The following is a 13,927-nucleotide window of genomic DNA, read 5'->3' as shown; positions in this document are numbered from 1 at the left end:
CCGTGCTAGACTTGTTACCAATTGTTATTGTGGCAGTGGATGAGTGCGCCGGTATCAGCTGAAAAGCTGGACCAGAGCGACGTTTCCGGTTTGCAGGGTTCTTGTGCAACGTATGCCACATTTTTGCATGCCTAGGGAACTGCAGGAATGTACGTTCCGTGCCGGTGTGCGATCCGACTATTAAGGCTTCGCCTTCGCCGCCATGGAGATTCCCTTCAGGGCCCGGGCGGCGGGGCAACGCAACAGGAGAGTGGCCGGAAACAGCCACTCCGGATAAAACGGAGAACACGAGAGTGCCTACGATTAACCAGCTGGTCCGTAAGGGCCGCACGCCTAAGGTCTCAAAGACCAAGGCTCCCGCGCTTAAGGGCAGCCCCATGCGCCGCGGTGTTTGCACCCGCGTCTACACCACCACCCCGAAGAAGCCGAACTCGGCTCTGCGTAAGGTGGCACGTGTGCGCCTCAACGGCGGCGTGGAAGTTACCGCCTACATCCCCGGTGTTGGCCACAACCTGCAGGAGCACTCCATTGTGCTCGTTCGCGGTGGTCGTGTTAAGGACCTCCCGGGTGTCCGCTACAAGATCGTCCGTGGCGCCCTCGATACCCAGGGTGTGAAGAACCGTAAGCAGGCCCGCAGCCGCTACGGCGCAAAGATGGAGAAGAAGTAATATGCCTCGCAAGGGTCCGGCCCCCAAGCGGCCGCTCGTTTCGGATCCGGTATACGGTTCCCCGCTGGTAACCCAGCTCATCAACAAGGTACTCGTTGACGGTAAGAAGTCCACGGCAGAGCGCATTGTCTACGGTGCACTCGAAGGCGCACGCGCCAAGTCCGGCGGCGACCCCGTTGCAGCCCTGAAGAAGGCCATGGACAACGTCAAGCCTTCCCTCGAGGTCCGCTCCCGCCGTGTCGGTGGCGCCACCTACCAGGTTCCGGTTGAGGTCAAGCCGGGCCGCTCCACCGCACTCGCCCTGCGGTGGCTGGTTGGCTACTCCAAGGCCCGCCGCGAAAAGACGATGACCGAACGTCTCCAGAACGAAATCCTGGATGCGTCCAACGGTCTCGGTGCCGCTGTGAAGCGTCGCGAAGACACCCACAAGATGGCCGAATCCAACAAGGCCTTCGCACACTACCGCTGGTAATACTCCCCGGTCGCCGCCGGCTCAACCGAGCCGGCGGCGAACGTGTAGTCCATCCCAAAAGGAGACCCCGTGGCACAGGACGTGCTTACTGACCTTAGTAAGGTCCGCAACATCGGCATCATGGCCCACATCGATGCCGGCAAGACCACCACCACCGAGCGCATCCTGTTCTACACGGGTGTGAACCACAAGATCGGCGAAACGCACGACGGCGCTTCGACCACTGACTGGATGGAACAGGAAAAGGAACGCGGCATCACCATCACGTCTGCCGCCGTGACCTGCTTCTGGGAAAACAACCAGATCAACATCATCGACACCCCGGGCCACGTGGACTTCACGGTTGAGGTTGAGCGCTCCCTGCGCGTCCTCGACGGTGCAGTCGCCGTCTTCGACGGCAAGGAAGGCGTTGAGCCGCAGTCCGAGACCGTATGGCGCCAGGCTGACAAGTACAACGTCCCGCGTATCTGCTTCGTCAACAAGATGGACAAGCTCGGTGCTGACTTCTACTTCACCGTAGACACCATCATCAGCCGCCTCGGCGCCAAGCCGCTGGTCATGCAGCTGCCCATCGGTGCTGAGAACGACTTCATCGGCGTCGTCGACCTGCTCTACATGCGTGCCCTGGTGTGGCCCGGCGATGCCAAGGGTGACGTCACCATGGGTGCCAAGTACGAGATCCGCGAGATCCCGGCTGACCTTCAGGAAAAGGCTGAGGAATACCGCGCGAACCTCGTTGAGACCGTCGCTGAGTCCTCCGAAGAACTCATGGAGAAGTACCTCGAGGGTGAAGAGATCTCGATCGACGAGCTCAAGGCCGGCATCCGCAAGATGACCATCAACTCCGAGCTCTACCCGATCTTCTGCGGTTCTGCCTTCAAGAACCGCGGCGTTCAGCCCATGCTCGACGCAGTGGTGGACTACCTGCCGAACCCGCTCGACGTCCCCCCGATGGTCGGTCACGATCCTCGCGACGAAGAGAAGGAACTGACCCGCGCGCCTTCCGCCGAAGAGCCGTTCTCGGCCCTGGCGTTCAAGATTGCTGCCCACCCGTTCTTCGGCCAGCTCACCTTCATCCGCGTGTACTCCGGTCACGTGGAAGCAGGCGCCCAGGTGGTCAACTCCACCAAGGGCAAGAAGGAGCGCATCGGCAAGCTGTTCCAGATGCACGCCAACAAGGAAATGCCCGTTGAGGGCGCTACCGCAGGCCACATCTACGCAGCCATCGGCCTGAAGGACACCACCACGGGTGACACTCTGTGCGATGCCAACAACCAGATTGTGCTCGAGTCCATGAGCTTCCCGGAGCCCGTGATCTCGGTTGCCATCGAGCCGAACACCAAGGGTGACCAGGAGAAGCTCTCCACCGCCATCCAGAAGCTCTCCGCTGAGGACCCCACCTTCCAGGTGTCCCTCAACGAAGACACCGGCCAGACCATCATCGCCGGCATGGGCGAGCTCCACCTGGACATCCTGGTGGACCGCATGCGCCGCGAGTTCAAGGTTGAGGCCAACGTGGGCAAGCCCCAGGTTGCTTACCGCGAAACCATCAAGCGCGCCGTCGAACGCCACGACTACACGCACAAGAAGCAGACCGGTGGTTCGGGTCAGTTCGCAAAGATCCAGATCGCCATCGAACCGCTGGACACCGCCGAGGGCGAGCTGTACGAGTTCGAGAACAAGGTCACTGGTGGCCGCGTTCCCCGCGAGTACATCCCGTCTGTTGACGCGGGCATCCAGGATGCACTGAACGACGGCGTCCTGGCCGGCTACCCGGTTGTTGGCATCAAGGCCACGCTGATCGACGGCGCGTACCACGATGTTGACTCCTCGGAAATGGCGTTCAAGATCGCCGGCCGGATGGCTTTCAAGGAAGCTGCACGCAAGGCGAACCCGGTGCTGCTCGAACCGCTGATGGATGTCGAGGTCCGCACCCCTGAGGAATACATGGGTGAAGTTATCGGTGACCTCAACTCCCGCCGTGGCCAGATGCAGTCCATGGAAGATGCACAGGGCGTCAAGGTCATCCGTGCGCACGTTCCGCTGTCCGGCATGTTCGGCTACATCGGTGACCTGCGCTCGAAGACCCAGGGCCGTGCTGTGTACTCCATGACGTTCAACAGCTACGCCGAGGTCCCGAAGGCAGTTGCCGACGAGATCATCCAGAAGTCCCGCGGCGAGTAGTCCTTCCGGACTTTCGAAGCGAACACCTCGGTTGCGCTGTCTGCCAGCGGACAGCGTGGCCGGTGCAGGTGGCCGGGCCGGCCGGACCCATCCGGCCGGATTCCGGCCCCTGCACGAACAGGCTCAGGGGATTAGTATTAGTTCCTGAATCTGCAATTTCACCAATCCAAAGCCCCCCAAGTAGACTTACCTGAGTTTCTGCCGCGACAAGAGCGGCAGGAGGGTATGTCATTTGAAAACGTTCTAGGAGGAACCTGTGGCAAAGGCAAAGTTCGAGCGGACTAAGCCGCACGTCAACATCGGCACCATCGGTCACGTTGACCACGGTAAGACGACGCTGACGGCCGCCATTTCCAAGGTGCTGTACGACAAGTACCCGACTCTCAACGAGAAGCGTGACTTCGCGTCGATCGACTCTGCACCCGAAGAGCGTCAGCGCGGCATTACCATCAACATCTCCCACGTGGAGTACCAGACCGAGAAGCGTCACTACGCACACGTTGACGCCCCCGGCCACGCTGACTACATCAAGAACATGATCACCGGTGCTGCCCAGATGGACGGCGCAATCCTCGTGGTTGCCGCTACTGACGGCCCGATGGCTCAGACCCGCGAGCACGTTCTGCTGGCCCGCCAGGTTGGTGTTCCCTACCTGCTGGTCGCGCTGAACAAGGCTGACATGGTCGACGACGAGGAACTCCTCGACCTCGTCGAAATGGAAGTTCGTGAGCTCCTCAGCTCGCAGGGCTTCGATGGCGACAACGCTCCGGTTGTCCGCGTTTCAGGCCTGAAGGCCCTGGAAGGCGACCCCGAGTGGGTCAAGTCCGTTGAGGACCTGATGGCTGCTGTCGACGAGTCCGTTCCGGACCCCGTACGTGACCGTGACAAGCCGTTCCTGATGCCGATCGAAGACGTCTTCACCATCACCGGCCGTGGCACCGTTGTTACGGGCCGCGCCGAGCGTGGAACCCTCGCCATCAACTCCGAGGTCGAGATCGTCGGCATCCGCCCGGTCCAGAAGACCACGGTTACCGGTATCGAGATGTTCCACAAGCAGCTCGACGAAGCATGGGCCGGCGAGAACTGTGGCCTGCTGCTCCGCGGTCTGAAGCGCGACGATGTCGAGCGTGGCCAGGTTGTCGTCAAGCCGGGTTCCATCACCCCGCACACCGACTTCGAGGCCAACGTCTACATCCTCTCCAAGGACGAAGGCGGACGTCACAACCCGTTCTACTCCAACTACCGCCCGCAGTTCTACTTCCGTACCACGGACGTAACCGGCGTTATCACCCTGCCCGAGGGCACGGAAATGGTTATGCCTGGCGACAACACTGAGATGACCGTTGCGCTCATCCAGCCCATCGCTATGGAAGAGGGCCTCGGCTTCGCTATCCGCGAAGGCGGCCGCACCGTTGGTTCGGGGCGCGTTACCAAGATCATCAAGTAGTACTTGCTGATCAAGGATCCGTCGGGCCCCGGCCCGCGCTGAATCCGAACGAAAGCCCCGCTGCTTCAAGCAGCGGGGCTTTCCTTTTGCCCCTTTTTAGCCGGACTCTGCACCTGCTGCCTGGAGGGGGCCACTGATACTGTTGCAGCACTGAAAGGAGATCATCATGGGATGGCTTATCTTCCTGATCATCGCGGTGGCCGTCGTGGCCGGGGTGTTCTGGGTCAAAAGGAATTTCCGGCACGAGATTGACCGGGCCAAGCGGATCAACAGGGCAAACAGGAACCAATAGCAGGCAGTTGCAGCTCCGGTTGCTGGCACGCCTTATTCCTACTTTTCGGTATGCCTAAATTGGCGGTATCCTCGTCTTATTGATGCCCGCAACGACGAGGACACGTGATGGCTGTTTCAACATTGGCGGCGGAATCCGCCACCACCAGAGTCTGGTCCCGCCTTCTGCTGCTCGGGCCGGCCTTCGTTGCCGCCATCGCGTACGTGGACCCGGGAAACGTGGCGGCGAACCTGACTGCCGGGGCGAATTTCGGGTACCTGCTCGTCTGGGTTTTGGTGGCAGCGAATGGCATGGCCGTCCTGATCCAGTACCAGTCAGCCAAGCTGGGTCTGGCCACGGGAATGAGCCTGCCGGAAATCCTCGGCAAACGCCTGGGAACCGGGCGGCGCCGTGCCTACTGGGTGCAGGCTGAGGTCGTTGCCGGGGCCACGGATATGGCGGAAGTCATTGGCGGGGCCGTGGCGCTCAACCTGTTGTTCGGTTTGCCACTGCTGACGGGCGGGTTCATCATCGGCCTGGCGTCCATGGTGCTGCTGTCGCTGCAGTCGCACCGGAGCCAGAAGTCCTTTGAGCTCGCCATTCTGACCCTGCTCGGCGTCATCGCCGTCGGGTTTGTCTCGGGCCTGTTCGTCGCGCCGCCCGATCCGGGTGGTGCCTTTGCCGGCCTCGTGCCGCGGTTCGAGGGAACCGACACCGTCCTGCTCGCGGCCAGCATGCTTGGTGCCACTGTCATGCCGCACGCGATCTATCTCCACTCCGCCCTGGCCCGGGACCGGCACGGTTTCTCGGAAGATCCGGCGGTCAGGACGCGGTTAATCCGGGCTACCCGGTTTGATGTCGCCGGAGCCCTGCTGCTGGCCGGAATCGTTAATATTGCCATGCTGTTGCTTGCCGCCACCAGCCTCCGCGGGGTGGAGGGGACCGACACCATCGCTGGTGCGCACGCTGCCGTGACGTCGGCACTGGGGCCGGTCATCGGCGTCGTATTCGCTGTGGGACTGCTGGCCTCGGGCCTGGCCTCCACCTCGGTAGGGTGCTACGCGGGGGCCACCATCATGGGCGGCCTCCTGAAGGTGAGGATTCCGCTGCTGATCCGCCGCACCATCACCTTGATCCCCGCCCTGTTGGTCCTGGGCGCAGGCATCGAACCTACGTTGGCCCTGGTCCTCAGCCAGGTGCTCCTGAGTTTCGGCATACCGTTTGCGCTCATCCCGCTGATCCGCCTCACTGGCAGCCGCAAGGTGATGGGCATCCACGCGGACTCGAAGGCGCTCCGGTTCGCCGGCTGGACCAGCGCCACCCTGATCGTCGGGCTGAACTGCGTGCTGATCTTCCTCACTGTCCTGGGGCACCAGTGACCTGCCAGTGGCCACAGGCAGGGAAACGGCCGGCTAGTCCTGGCGCTGGCGCCGCGCCCGGGACAGCGCCTGGTACCAGTAGAAGGACCGCTTCGGGGTCCGCTCCAGCGAGTCGAAGTCCACATGCACCAGCCCGAAACGTTGCGAGTAACCTGCGGCCCACTCGAAGTTGTCCATGAGCGTCCAGACGTAGTAGCCGCGCAGGTCCACGCCCTCCGCTATGCCGCCCGGCGCAATGGCCTCAAGTGCCGTTCCAAGGTGCGCAGCCAGGTACTCCACCCGGTCCGTGTCCTCCAGCGTCTCTGAAACCCTGTCGGGCTCAGGGAAGCTCGCGCCGCCCTCGGTGATGTACATCGGCGGGAGGGCCTGTCCGTACCGGTCCCGCATTTCCTGCAGCAGGACGCCCAGGTGCTCCGGTGCCACGGGCCACCCGAAGCCCGTGCTGCCGTACTCGGGGTAACCCACTTCGTGGAAAGGCAGCTTGGCTATTTCCTTGTGCATGTCCGCAGGCATGGGGGTGATGCCTGGCCCCAGGGCCACCTTCACCGGAAAGTAGTAGTTGAGCCCGTAGAAGTCGAGGGGCTGGTGGATGGTCCTCAGATCGGCATCGGATATCTTGCCGATTGATCGCAGCCAGGGCTTGGCGTACACGGGCAGTTTTGGGTACCGCCCCAGCAGGACGGGATCAGCGTAGAGCCTGTTCATGAGGAGGTCGTAGAGGTGCGCCACGAGTCGGTCGCCGATCTTCCGGGTGGCGGGCCTGACGGGGGAGTGCAGGTTGGTCAGGCCAACGCCGCCCGCCACTCCGGCCGCCCGCAGTGCCTGCACGCCCAGCCCGTGCGCCAGGAGCTGGTGGTGGATGGCGGGAAGGGCATCGAACATCAACCGGCGCCCCGGCGCATGGACCCCCAGTGCGTATCCGTTAAGGGTGACCGACACGGGCTCATTGAGGGTGACCCACTGGTCCACCCGGTCCCCGAACCGCTCACCGGCGGCTCGGGCGTACTCGCCGAACCTTTCGGCAGTGTCGCGGTTCAGCCAGCCGCCACGGTGTTCCAGCGGCAAGGGGGTGTCCCAGTGGTAGAGGGTGGCCATGGGGGAAATGCCGGCGTCGAGGAGCTGGTCGATGAGGCGGTCGTAGAAGTCCAGGCCTTCGGCGTTCAAACCGCCCCGGCCGTCGGGCTGGATGCGCGGCCAGGAAAGCGAGAACCGGTAGGAGTCGACGCCCAACTCCTTGAGCAGCGCAATATCCTCCGGCAGCCGGTTGTAGTGGTCGCACGCCACTGCGGGGGAGTGCCCGTCCAGGATGGCGCCGGGCTTCTCCGCAAAAGCGTCCCACCCTGAGGGTCCGCGGCCACCGGCTGTCAGCGCGCCTTCGATTTGGAACGCCGCGGCGGCGACGCCCAGAGTGAACGACGGCGGCACGCGCCCGGCCAGTTCCGTCACCGATTCAGTGCCTTCCAGGGTCATCCCCCTATCATCCAGCCCGTTTCTTTTCGCTGCAATGGTCCGTGAGGGGGACGGACAGGGGCCAATTCGCATCTGCGGGGCTTTTCCGGCATACTAGATGAGTTGTTCAAGCGCTTCTTCGCGTCCCGATCCGGATAATGCCGGGTGCAGGGTCCAAGTTGAAGACCAAACATAACCCACCCCAATGGAATTGCGGATTTGTATGCGTGTTCAGCGCGACACGCCCGACCGCGGGGGTCGGTTGCGCCGGCAAGGTGAGGAACCCGGATTTATCCGGATTCAGTTTGTGCGGCGGATGGTGGTTACGACCTCAAATGCTTCGGCAGCCATACAACGAGTAAGTGAACAGGGCAGCCCTAAACCGGGGAAGCACAGACTGAAAGAGAGTCAGGCGACATGGCGGGACAAAAAATCCGCATCCGGCTGAAGTCATACGACCACGAGGTCATTGACGTTTCAGCACGGAAGATCGTTGAGACGGTCACGCGCGCAGGCGCAACGGTAGTTGGCCCCGTGCCGCTGCCGACGGAGAAGAACGTGTACTGCGTTATCCGCTCTCCGCACAAGTACAAGGACAGCCGCGAGCACTTTGAAATGCGCACACACAAGCGTCTTATCGACATCATCGATCCCACGCCGAAGGCTGTTGACTCGCTCATGCGTCTCGACCTGCCGGCTGACGTGAACATCGAAATCAAGCTGTAGGGAGGTGCTGAGAGACTATGACCGCAACCCGTAACGTAAAGGGCCTGCTGGGCACGAAGCTCGGCATGACCCAGGTCTGGGACGAGAACAACAAGCTCATCCCCGTCACTGTGGTCCAGGCAGACTCGAACGTCATCACCCAGCTGCGCAACGCAGAAGTTGATGGCTACGTCGCCGTTCAGATCGGCTACGGCCAGATCGATCCCCGCAAGGTCACCAAGCCGCTGGCTGGTCACTTTGAAAAGGCAGGCGTCACGCCTCGCCGCCACGTCGTCGAACTTCGTACCGCAGATGCTGCCGAGTACGAGCTGGGCCAGGAGCTCTCCGTGGAGCTCTTCGAAGCCGGCCAGAAGATCGACGTCGTCGGGACCACCAAGGGTAAGGGCTTCGCCGGTGTCATGAAGCGTCACGGCTTCCACGGCGTTGGCGCTTCCCACGGTGCCCACAAGAACCACCGTAAGCCCGGTTCAATCGGTGGCGCATCCACCCCGAGCCGCGTCTTCAAGGGCATGAAAATGGCCGGCCGCATGGGCGCCGTTCGTCACACCACGCTGAACCTCACCGTTCACGCGGTCGACGTCGAGAAGTCGCTGCTCCTTATCAAGGGTGCCGTTCCCGGTGCCCGTGGCCAGGTCGTCTTCGTACGCACCGCCGTGAAGGGAGCCTAGTTCAATGGCTAACACTGTCCAGGTTGACCTGCCTGCAGAGATCTTCGACGTTCAGACCAACGTGCCGCTGCTGCACCAGGTTGTCGTTGCCCAGCTCGCTGCTGCCCGCCAGGGAACCCACAAGACCAAGACCCGCGCTGAAGTTTCCGGTGCAGGACGCAAGCCGTTCAAGCAGAAGGGCACCGGCCGCGCCCGTCAGGGTTCCATCCGTGCTCCCCACATGACCGGCGGTGGCGTTGTCCACGGTCCCACCCCGCGTGACTACAGCCAGCGCACCCCCAAGAAGATGATTGCTGCTGCACTGCGCGGCGCACTGTCTGACCGGGCCCGCAACGGTCGCATCCACGTTGTCGCAGAACTGGTTGAAGGCACCAAGCCGTCCGCCAAGACTGCCCTGGCAACGCTCCGCGGTGTTTCCGACCGCAAGAACCTGCTGGTCGTCATCGAGCGCGATAACGACGTTGCTGCACTGTCCGTGCGCAACCTCGCCGGCGTTCACGTTCTGTACGCAGACCAGCTGAACACCTACGACGTTCTCGTCTCTGATGACGTTGTCTTCACCAAGGCTGCTTACGACGCATTCGTTGCCGCTAAGGCAGCTAAGAACGAGGAGGATGCCAAGTGAGTGCAGCCACCATCAAGGATCCCCGCGACGTCGTGCTTGCACCCGTCGTGTCGGAAAAGAGCTACGGCCTGATCGACGAGGGCAAGTACACCTTCCTGGTGGACCCCCGTTCGAACAAGACCGAGATCAAGCTGGCCGTGGAGAAGATCTTCTCCGTCAAGGTCGAATCGATCAACACCATCAACCGTGCCGGTAAGCGCAAGCGCACCAAATTCGGATGGGGTACCCGCAAGAACACCAAGCGTGCGATTGTCACCCTCAAAGAAGGCACCATCGACATCTTCGGCGGTCCGCTCGCGTAGCGGAGACCACTTTAACGAGGAAATAAATTATGGGAATCCGTAAGTACAAGCCGACTACCCCGGGCCGTCGTGGCTCGAGCGTAGCGGACTTTATCGAAATCACGCGGTCGACGCCGGAAAAGTCGTTGGTACGTCCGCTGCCCAAAAAGGGCGGCCGTAACAACACCGGTAAGATCACCACCCGTCACAAGGGTGGCGGACACAAGCGCCAGTACCGTCTGATCGACTTCCGTCGCCACGACAAGGACGGCGTCAACGCCCGCGTTGCCGAAATCGAGTACGATCCGAACCGCACGGCTCGCATCGCCCTCCTGCACTACGTTGATGGCACCAAGCGTTACATCATCGCTCCCAACAAGCTCTCCCAGGGCGACGTAGTTGAGGCCGGTGCCGGTGCTGACATCAAGCCCGGTAACAACCTGCCCCTGCTCAACATCCCGGTGGGTACTGTCATCCACGCAGTTGAACTGCGTCCCGGTGGCGGCGCCAAGATGGGCCGTTCCGCCGGCGCATCCATCCAGCTTGTTGCCAAGGAAGGCCGCTTCGCCCAGCTGCGTCTGCCTTCCGGCGAAATCCGCAACGTTGACGTGCGCTGCCGCGCAACCGTCGGCGAGGTGGGCAACGCCGAGCAGTCGAACATCAACTGGGGCAAGGCCGGCCGTATGCGGTGGAAGGGCGTCCGCCCGACCGTCCGTGGTGTCGCCATGAACCCGGTTGACCACCCGCACGGTGGTGGTGAGGGTAAGACGTCCGGTGGACGTAACCCCGTCAACCCGAACGGTAAGCGTGAAGGCCGCACCCGCCGCCCCAACAAAGAGAGCGACAAGCTTATTGTGCGTCGCCGTCGTACTGGCAAGAACAAGCGATAGGAGCCTGGACACATGCCACGCAGCCTGAAAAAAGGTCCTTTCGTTGACCAGCACCTCTTTGTGAAGGTAGCCAGGGAAAACGAAAAGGGCACCAAGAACGTCATCAAGACCTGGTCCCGCCGTTCGATGATCATCCCCGACATGCTCGGACACACGATCGCCGTACACGACGGACGCAAGCACATCCCGGTGTTTGTCACTGAGTCGATGGTCGGGCACAAGCTCGGCGAATTCGCTCCCACGCGGACATTCCGCGGCCATGTCAAGGACGACCGTAAGGGCAAGCGCCGCTAGGCGCCTGCGTTTACGTCAAAGACGAGAGAAGGAAAGCAATGGAAGCCAAGGCAATTGCGCGCCACATCCGCGTAACGCCTATGAAGGCCCGGCGCGTCGTCAACCTTGTTCGTGGATTGCAAGCGAATGAGGCTCTGGCAATTCTGAAGTTTGCCCCGCAGGCAGCTTCGGAGCCGGTATTCAAGGTAGTTCAGTCAGCAATCTCCAACGCCCGGGTCCTCGCGGACCGCGACGGCGTGGCGTTTGACGAAGGCGACCTCATCATCAGCGAAGCGTTTGTTGATGAAGGCCCGACCATGAAGCGGTTCCAGCCGCGTGCCCAGGGTCGTGCATTTCAGATCAAGAAGCGCACCAGCCACATCACCGTGGTAGTCGCTACCCCGGAGAAAGAGGAGGCTCGCTAAGTGGGACAGAAAGTAAACCCGCACGGGTTCCGACTCGGCATCACCACCGATCACGTATCGCACTGGTTCGCTGACAGCACCAAGGCCGGACAGCGGTACAAGGACTTCGTTCGCGAAGACATCCGCATCCGCCAGCTCATGTCCACGGGCATGGAGCGCGCCGGCATCGCCAAGGTCGAGATCGAGCGCACCCGTGACCGCGTCCGCGTGGACATCCACACGGCACGTCCCGGCATCGTCATCGGCCGCCGTGGAGCTGAAGCAGACCGCATCCGCGGCGAGCTCGAAAAGCTCACCGGCAAGCAGGTCCAGCTGAACATCCTCGAGGTCAAGAACCCCGAGATGGAAGCCCAGCTTGTGGCCCAGGGCGTTGCAGAGCAGCTGACTTCACGCGTGGCATTCCGCCGTGCGATGAAGAAGGCCATGCAGTCCGCACAGCGTGCAGGTGCCAAGGGCATCCGTATCGCCTGCTCGGGCCGCCTGGGTGGCGCTGAAATGTCCCGCTCGGAGTTCTACCGCGAAGGCCGTGTGCCCCTTCACACCCTCCGCGCGAACATCGACTACGGCTTCTACGAAGCCAAGACCACCTTCGGCCGCATCGGTGTGAAGGTCTGGATCTACAAGGGTGACGTCACCGCGAAGGAACTGGCCGCACAGGCTGCTGCCGCACCGTCCCGTGGACCCCGGTCCGATCGTGGCGGCCGCCCGGGTGGCGCTGACCGTGGTGACCGCCGTCGTCGCAACGACCGCCCGGCCGCTGACGCAGCTCCTGCTGCTGAAGCTCCGGCAGCTGAGGCGGCTCCGGCCGCTGTAGAAGGAGGACAGGCTTAAATGCTTATCCCACGTCGAGTAAAGCACCGTAAGCAGCACCACCCGGGTCGTTCCGGCGCTGCTACGGGCGGCACCGAGGTTTCGTTCGGCGAGTGGGGTATCCAGGCTCTGAGCCCGGCATACGTCACCAACCGCCAGATCGAGTCCGCTCGTATCGCCATGACCCGCCACATCAAGCGTGGCGGCAAGGTCTGGATCAACATCTACCCGGACCGTCCGCTGACCAAGAAGCCGGCCGAAACCCGCATGGGTTCCGGTAAGGGTTCACCGGAATGGTGGGTCGCCAACGTCAAGCCGGGTCGGGTTCTCTTCGAACTCTCCGGTGTCAATGAAGAGGTAGCTCGCGAGGCCCTGCGCCTGGCGATCCACAAGCTGCCGTTGAAGGCACGCATTGTGCGTCGCGAAGGTGGTGAGTAGAAATGGCAGTAGGATCCAAGGATCTGGCTCCCGCACAGCTGGACGGTTTCGACAACGAGCGTCTCGTTGAAGAACTCCGCAAGGCCAAGGAAGAGCTGTTCAACCTGCGTTTCCAGTCCGCCACCGGTCAGCTGGAGAACCACGGCCGCCTGCGTGCAGTAAAGAAGGACATTGCGCGCATCTACACCGTTCTCCGCGAACGCGAGCTGGGCATTCGTGCCGAGGTTGCCGCACCGGTTGTGGAAGCCAAGGAAGAAAAGAAGTCCAAGAAGGCTGCAACCAAGAAGGCCGAAAAGGCTGAAACGGTTGAGACCGAGGAGGATGCCAAGTGAGTGAAAAGGACGAGAACGTGACGGAAACTGCTACCGCCGCCAAGGCTGGGGAGCGCGGTTACCGCAAGACGCGTCGCGGCTACGTGGTCTCCGACAAGATGGAAAAGACCATCGTTGTCGAGGTTGAGGACCGCGTAAAGCACGCCCTGTACGGCAAGGTCATCCGCCGTACCTCCAAGGTCAAGGCACACGACGAAGAGAACACCGCCGGCATCGGCGACCTCGTTGTCATCGCCGAGACCCGTCCGCTGTCCGCCACCAAGAACTGGCGGCTCGTGGAAATCCTCGAAAAGGCCAAGTAGCACCTGCTGCTTCGCTGGAAGCCCCTGTTCCCTTCCGGGAGCGGGGGCTTCCTCGCTTAACGCGGGCGTCACGCCAGGCAGCGTTTCACCCTAACGGACGACGGCGATGCCGTGGCCTGGCGGGGGAGCGGCACCCTGGGCGGGTCGAAAGACTGCCCTGCGTGACGCCGTCGTCCGTCCCGCCTAAACGCCCCATCACTTATCACCGCTTTTTCGGCGACGCCCCATCACTGTTTTCAAGAGAGTGAGCGGGCGTTGGCGGAACAGGGGCCATATGTGAGCGGGGG

General features: G+C 62.2%; 18 protein-coding genes. 17 read left to right on the top strand and 1 reads right to left on the bottom strand.

Going from position 1 to position 13,927, the window contains the following annotated elements; translation table 11 throughout:
- Positions 1 to 293: 293 nt before the first annotated feature.
- The 6 genes from rpsL (at position 294) to ACTHQS_RS04120 (ending at position 6,421) form a co-directional block, all read left to right on the top strand.
- On the top strand, positions 294 to 668 hold the full coding sequence (gene rpsL / locus ACTHQS_RS04145) for a 30S ribosomal protein S12 (protein WP_009358312.1): 375 nt from the start codon (positions 294 to 296) through the stop codon (positions 666 to 668).
- Position 669: 1 nt separating this feature from the next.
- Positions 670 to 1,140: a 30S ribosomal protein S7 gene (gene rpsG / locus ACTHQS_RS04140; RefSeq protein WP_003803829.1), complete on the top strand. Its 471-nt coding sequence runs from the start codon at positions 670 to 672 to the stop codon at positions 1,138 to 1,140.
- A 69-nt stretch (positions 1,141 to 1,209) separates the two neighbouring features.
- The gene (gene fusA, locus ACTHQS_RS04135) at positions 1,210 to 3,324 is read left to right on the top strand and encodes an elongation factor G (protein WP_440166308.1); all 2,115 of its coding nucleotides are present in this window, start codon (positions 1,210 to 1,212) and stop codon (positions 3,322 to 3,324) included.
- A gap of 256 nt (positions 3,325 to 3,580) precedes the next feature.
- Entirely contained in the window at positions 3,581 to 4,771 is a 1,191-nt protein-coding gene (gene tuf / locus ACTHQS_RS04130; protein WP_018760460.1) for an elongation factor Tu, read from the top strand.
- A gap of 166 nt (positions 4,772 to 4,937) precedes the next feature.
- A complete protein-coding gene (locus ACTHQS_RS04125) occupies positions 4,938 to 5,063 on the top strand; it encodes a hypothetical protein (protein WP_440166306.1) in 126 nt (41 codons plus the stop codon).
- A gap of 107 nt (positions 5,064 to 5,170) precedes the next feature.
- Positions 5,171 to 6,421 carry an Nramp family divalent metal transporter gene (locus ACTHQS_RS04120; protein ID WP_440166304.1) on the top strand — a complete coding sequence of 417 codons (1,251 nt, stop codon included), beginning with the start codon at positions 5,171 to 5,173 and terminating at the stop codon, positions 6,419 to 6,421.
- A 33-nt stretch (positions 6,422 to 6,454) separates the two neighbouring features.
- Here ACTHQS_RS04120 and ACTHQS_RS04115 read toward each other — a convergent pair whose 3' ends face one another.
- Positions 6,455 to 7,891, bottom strand: a complete 1,437-nt coding sequence (locus ACTHQS_RS04115; RefSeq protein ID WP_440166302.1) for a GH1 family beta-glucosidase — start codon at positions 7,889 to 7,891, stop codon at positions 6,455 to 6,457.
- 396 nt (positions 7,892 to 8,287) lie between these two features.
- Between ACTHQS_RS04115 and rpsJ the strand changes: the two genes are divergently transcribed.
- Genes rpsJ through rpsQ form a run of 11 tightly spaced genes read left to right on the top strand, consistent with a single transcriptional unit; the run spans position 8,288 to position 13,640 of the window.
- Positions 8,288 to 8,596, top strand: coding sequence for a 30S ribosomal protein S10 (rpsJ, locus tag ACTHQS_RS04110; RefSeq protein WP_003803825.1), 309 nt, complete (start codon positions 8,288 to 8,290; stop codon positions 8,594 to 8,596).
- A 17-nt stretch (positions 8,597 to 8,613) separates the two neighbouring features.
- The gene (rplC, locus tag ACTHQS_RS04105; RefSeq protein ID WP_307425018.1) at positions 8,614 to 9,264 is read left to right on the top strand and encodes a 50S ribosomal protein L3; all 651 of its coding nucleotides are present in this window, start codon (positions 8,614 to 8,616) and stop codon (positions 9,262 to 9,264) included.
- Positions 9,265 to 9,268: 4 nt separating this feature from the next.
- Positions 9,269 to 9,889 carry a 50S ribosomal protein L4 gene (gene rplD, locus ACTHQS_RS04100; protein WP_440166300.1) on the top strand — a complete coding sequence of 207 codons (621 nt, stop codon included), beginning with the start codon at positions 9,269 to 9,271 and terminating at the stop codon, positions 9,887 to 9,889.
- Positions 9,886 to 10,191, top strand: coding sequence for a 50S ribosomal protein L23 (rplW, locus tag ACTHQS_RS04095; RefSeq protein ID WP_011692807.1), 306 nt, complete (start codon positions 9,886 to 9,888; stop codon positions 10,189 to 10,191). The genes rplD and rplW overlap by 4 nt, the downstream gene beginning before the upstream one ends.
- 29 nt (positions 10,192 to 10,220) lie before the next feature.
- Positions 10,221 to 11,060 carry a 50S ribosomal protein L2 gene (rplB, locus tag ACTHQS_RS04090; RefSeq protein ID WP_026264302.1) on the top strand — a complete coding sequence of 280 codons (840 nt, stop codon included), beginning with the start codon at positions 10,221 to 10,223 and terminating at the stop codon, positions 11,058 to 11,060.
- A gap of 12 nt (positions 11,061 to 11,072) precedes the next feature.
- On the top strand, positions 11,073 to 11,354 hold the full coding sequence (rpsS, locus tag ACTHQS_RS04085) for a 30S ribosomal protein S19 (protein WP_003803803.1): 282 nt from the start codon (positions 11,073 to 11,075) through the stop codon (positions 11,352 to 11,354).
- Between the two features lie 38 nt (positions 11,355 to 11,392).
- Complete coding sequence (gene rplV / locus ACTHQS_RS04080; RefSeq protein WP_009358304.1) at positions 11,393 to 11,758, top strand: 50S ribosomal protein L22; 366 nt, start codon at positions 11,393 to 11,395, stop codon at positions 11,756 to 11,758.
- On the top strand, positions 11,759 to 12,589 hold the full coding sequence (gene rpsC, locus ACTHQS_RS04075; protein ID WP_440166298.1) for a 30S ribosomal protein S3: 831 nt from the start codon (positions 11,759 to 11,761) through the stop codon (positions 12,587 to 12,589).
- On the top strand, positions 12,590 to 13,006 hold the full coding sequence (rplP, locus tag ACTHQS_RS04070; protein ID WP_015937848.1) for a 50S ribosomal protein L16: 417 nt from the start codon (positions 12,590 to 12,592) through the stop codon (positions 13,004 to 13,006).
- A 2-nt stretch (positions 13,007 to 13,008) separates the two neighbouring features.
- A complete protein-coding gene (rpmC, locus tag ACTHQS_RS04065) occupies positions 13,009 to 13,338 on the top strand; it encodes a 50S ribosomal protein L29 (RefSeq protein WP_018760452.1) in 330 nt (109 codons plus the stop codon).
- Complete coding sequence (rpsQ, locus tag ACTHQS_RS04060) at positions 13,335 to 13,640, top strand: 30S ribosomal protein S17 (RefSeq protein ID WP_018760451.1); 306 nt, start codon at positions 13,335 to 13,337, stop codon at positions 13,638 to 13,640. The genes rpmC and rpsQ overlap by 4 nt, the downstream gene beginning before the upstream one ends.
- The last annotated feature ends 287 nt before the right edge of the window (positions 13,641 to 13,927 follow it).

This window comes from Arthrobacter sp. SAFR-044, assembly GCF_051965175.1.
In the GTDB taxonomy this organism is placed as follows: Bacteria; Actinomycetota; Actinomycetes; order Actinomycetales; family Micrococcaceae; genus Arthrobacter.
Note: the sequence above shows the minus strand (reverse complement) of the source record. Positions and strands in the feature narration are given on the sequence as shown.

Bases quoted from the DNA above. Each gene is read 5' to 3' on its own strand.
- ACTHQS_RS04115 (WP_440166302.1), bottom strand. From the start codon at position 7,891: ATGACCCTGGAAGGCACTGAATCGGTGACGGAACTGGCCGGGCGCGTG.
- rplV (WP_009358304.1), top strand. From the start codon at position 11,393: ATGGAAGCCAAGGCAATTGCGCGCCACATCCGCGTAACGCCTATGAAG.
- ACTHQS_RS04120 (WP_440166304.1), top strand. From the start codon at position 5,171: ATGGCTGTTTCAACATTGGCGGCGGAATCCGCCACCACCAGAGTCTGG.
- rpsG (WP_003803829.1), top strand. From the start codon at position 670: ATGCCTCGCAAGGGTCCGGCCCCCAAGCGGCCGCTCGTTTCGGATCCG.
- rpsJ (WP_003803825.1), top strand. From the start codon at position 8,288: ATGGCGGGACAAAAAATCCGCATCCGGCTGAAGTCATACGACCACGAG.
- rplP (WP_015937848.1), top strand. From the start codon at position 12,590: ATGCTTATCCCACGTCGAGTAAAGCACCGTAAGCAGCACCACCCGGGT.
- rpsS (WP_003803803.1), top strand. From the start codon at position 11,073: ATGCCACGCAGCCTGAAAAAAGGTCCTTTCGTTGACCAGCACCTCTTT.
- rplD (WP_440166300.1), top strand. From the start codon at position 9,269: ATGGCTAACACTGTCCAGGTTGACCTGCCTGCAGAGATCTTCGACGTT.
- rplB (WP_026264302.1), top strand. From the start codon at position 10,221: ATGGGAATCCGTAAGTACAAGCCGACTACCCCGGGCCGTCGTGGCTCG.
- rplC (WP_307425018.1), top strand. From the start codon at position 8,614: ATGACCGCAACCCGTAACGTAAAGGGCCTGCTGGGCACGAAGCTCGGC.
- ACTHQS_RS04125 (WP_440166306.1), top strand. From the start codon at position 4,938: ATGGGATGGCTTATCTTCCTGATCATCGCGGTGGCCGTCGTGGCCGGG.
- rpmC (WP_018760452.1), top strand. From the start codon at position 13,009: ATGGCAGTAGGATCCAAGGATCTGGCTCCCGCACAGCTGGACGGTTTC.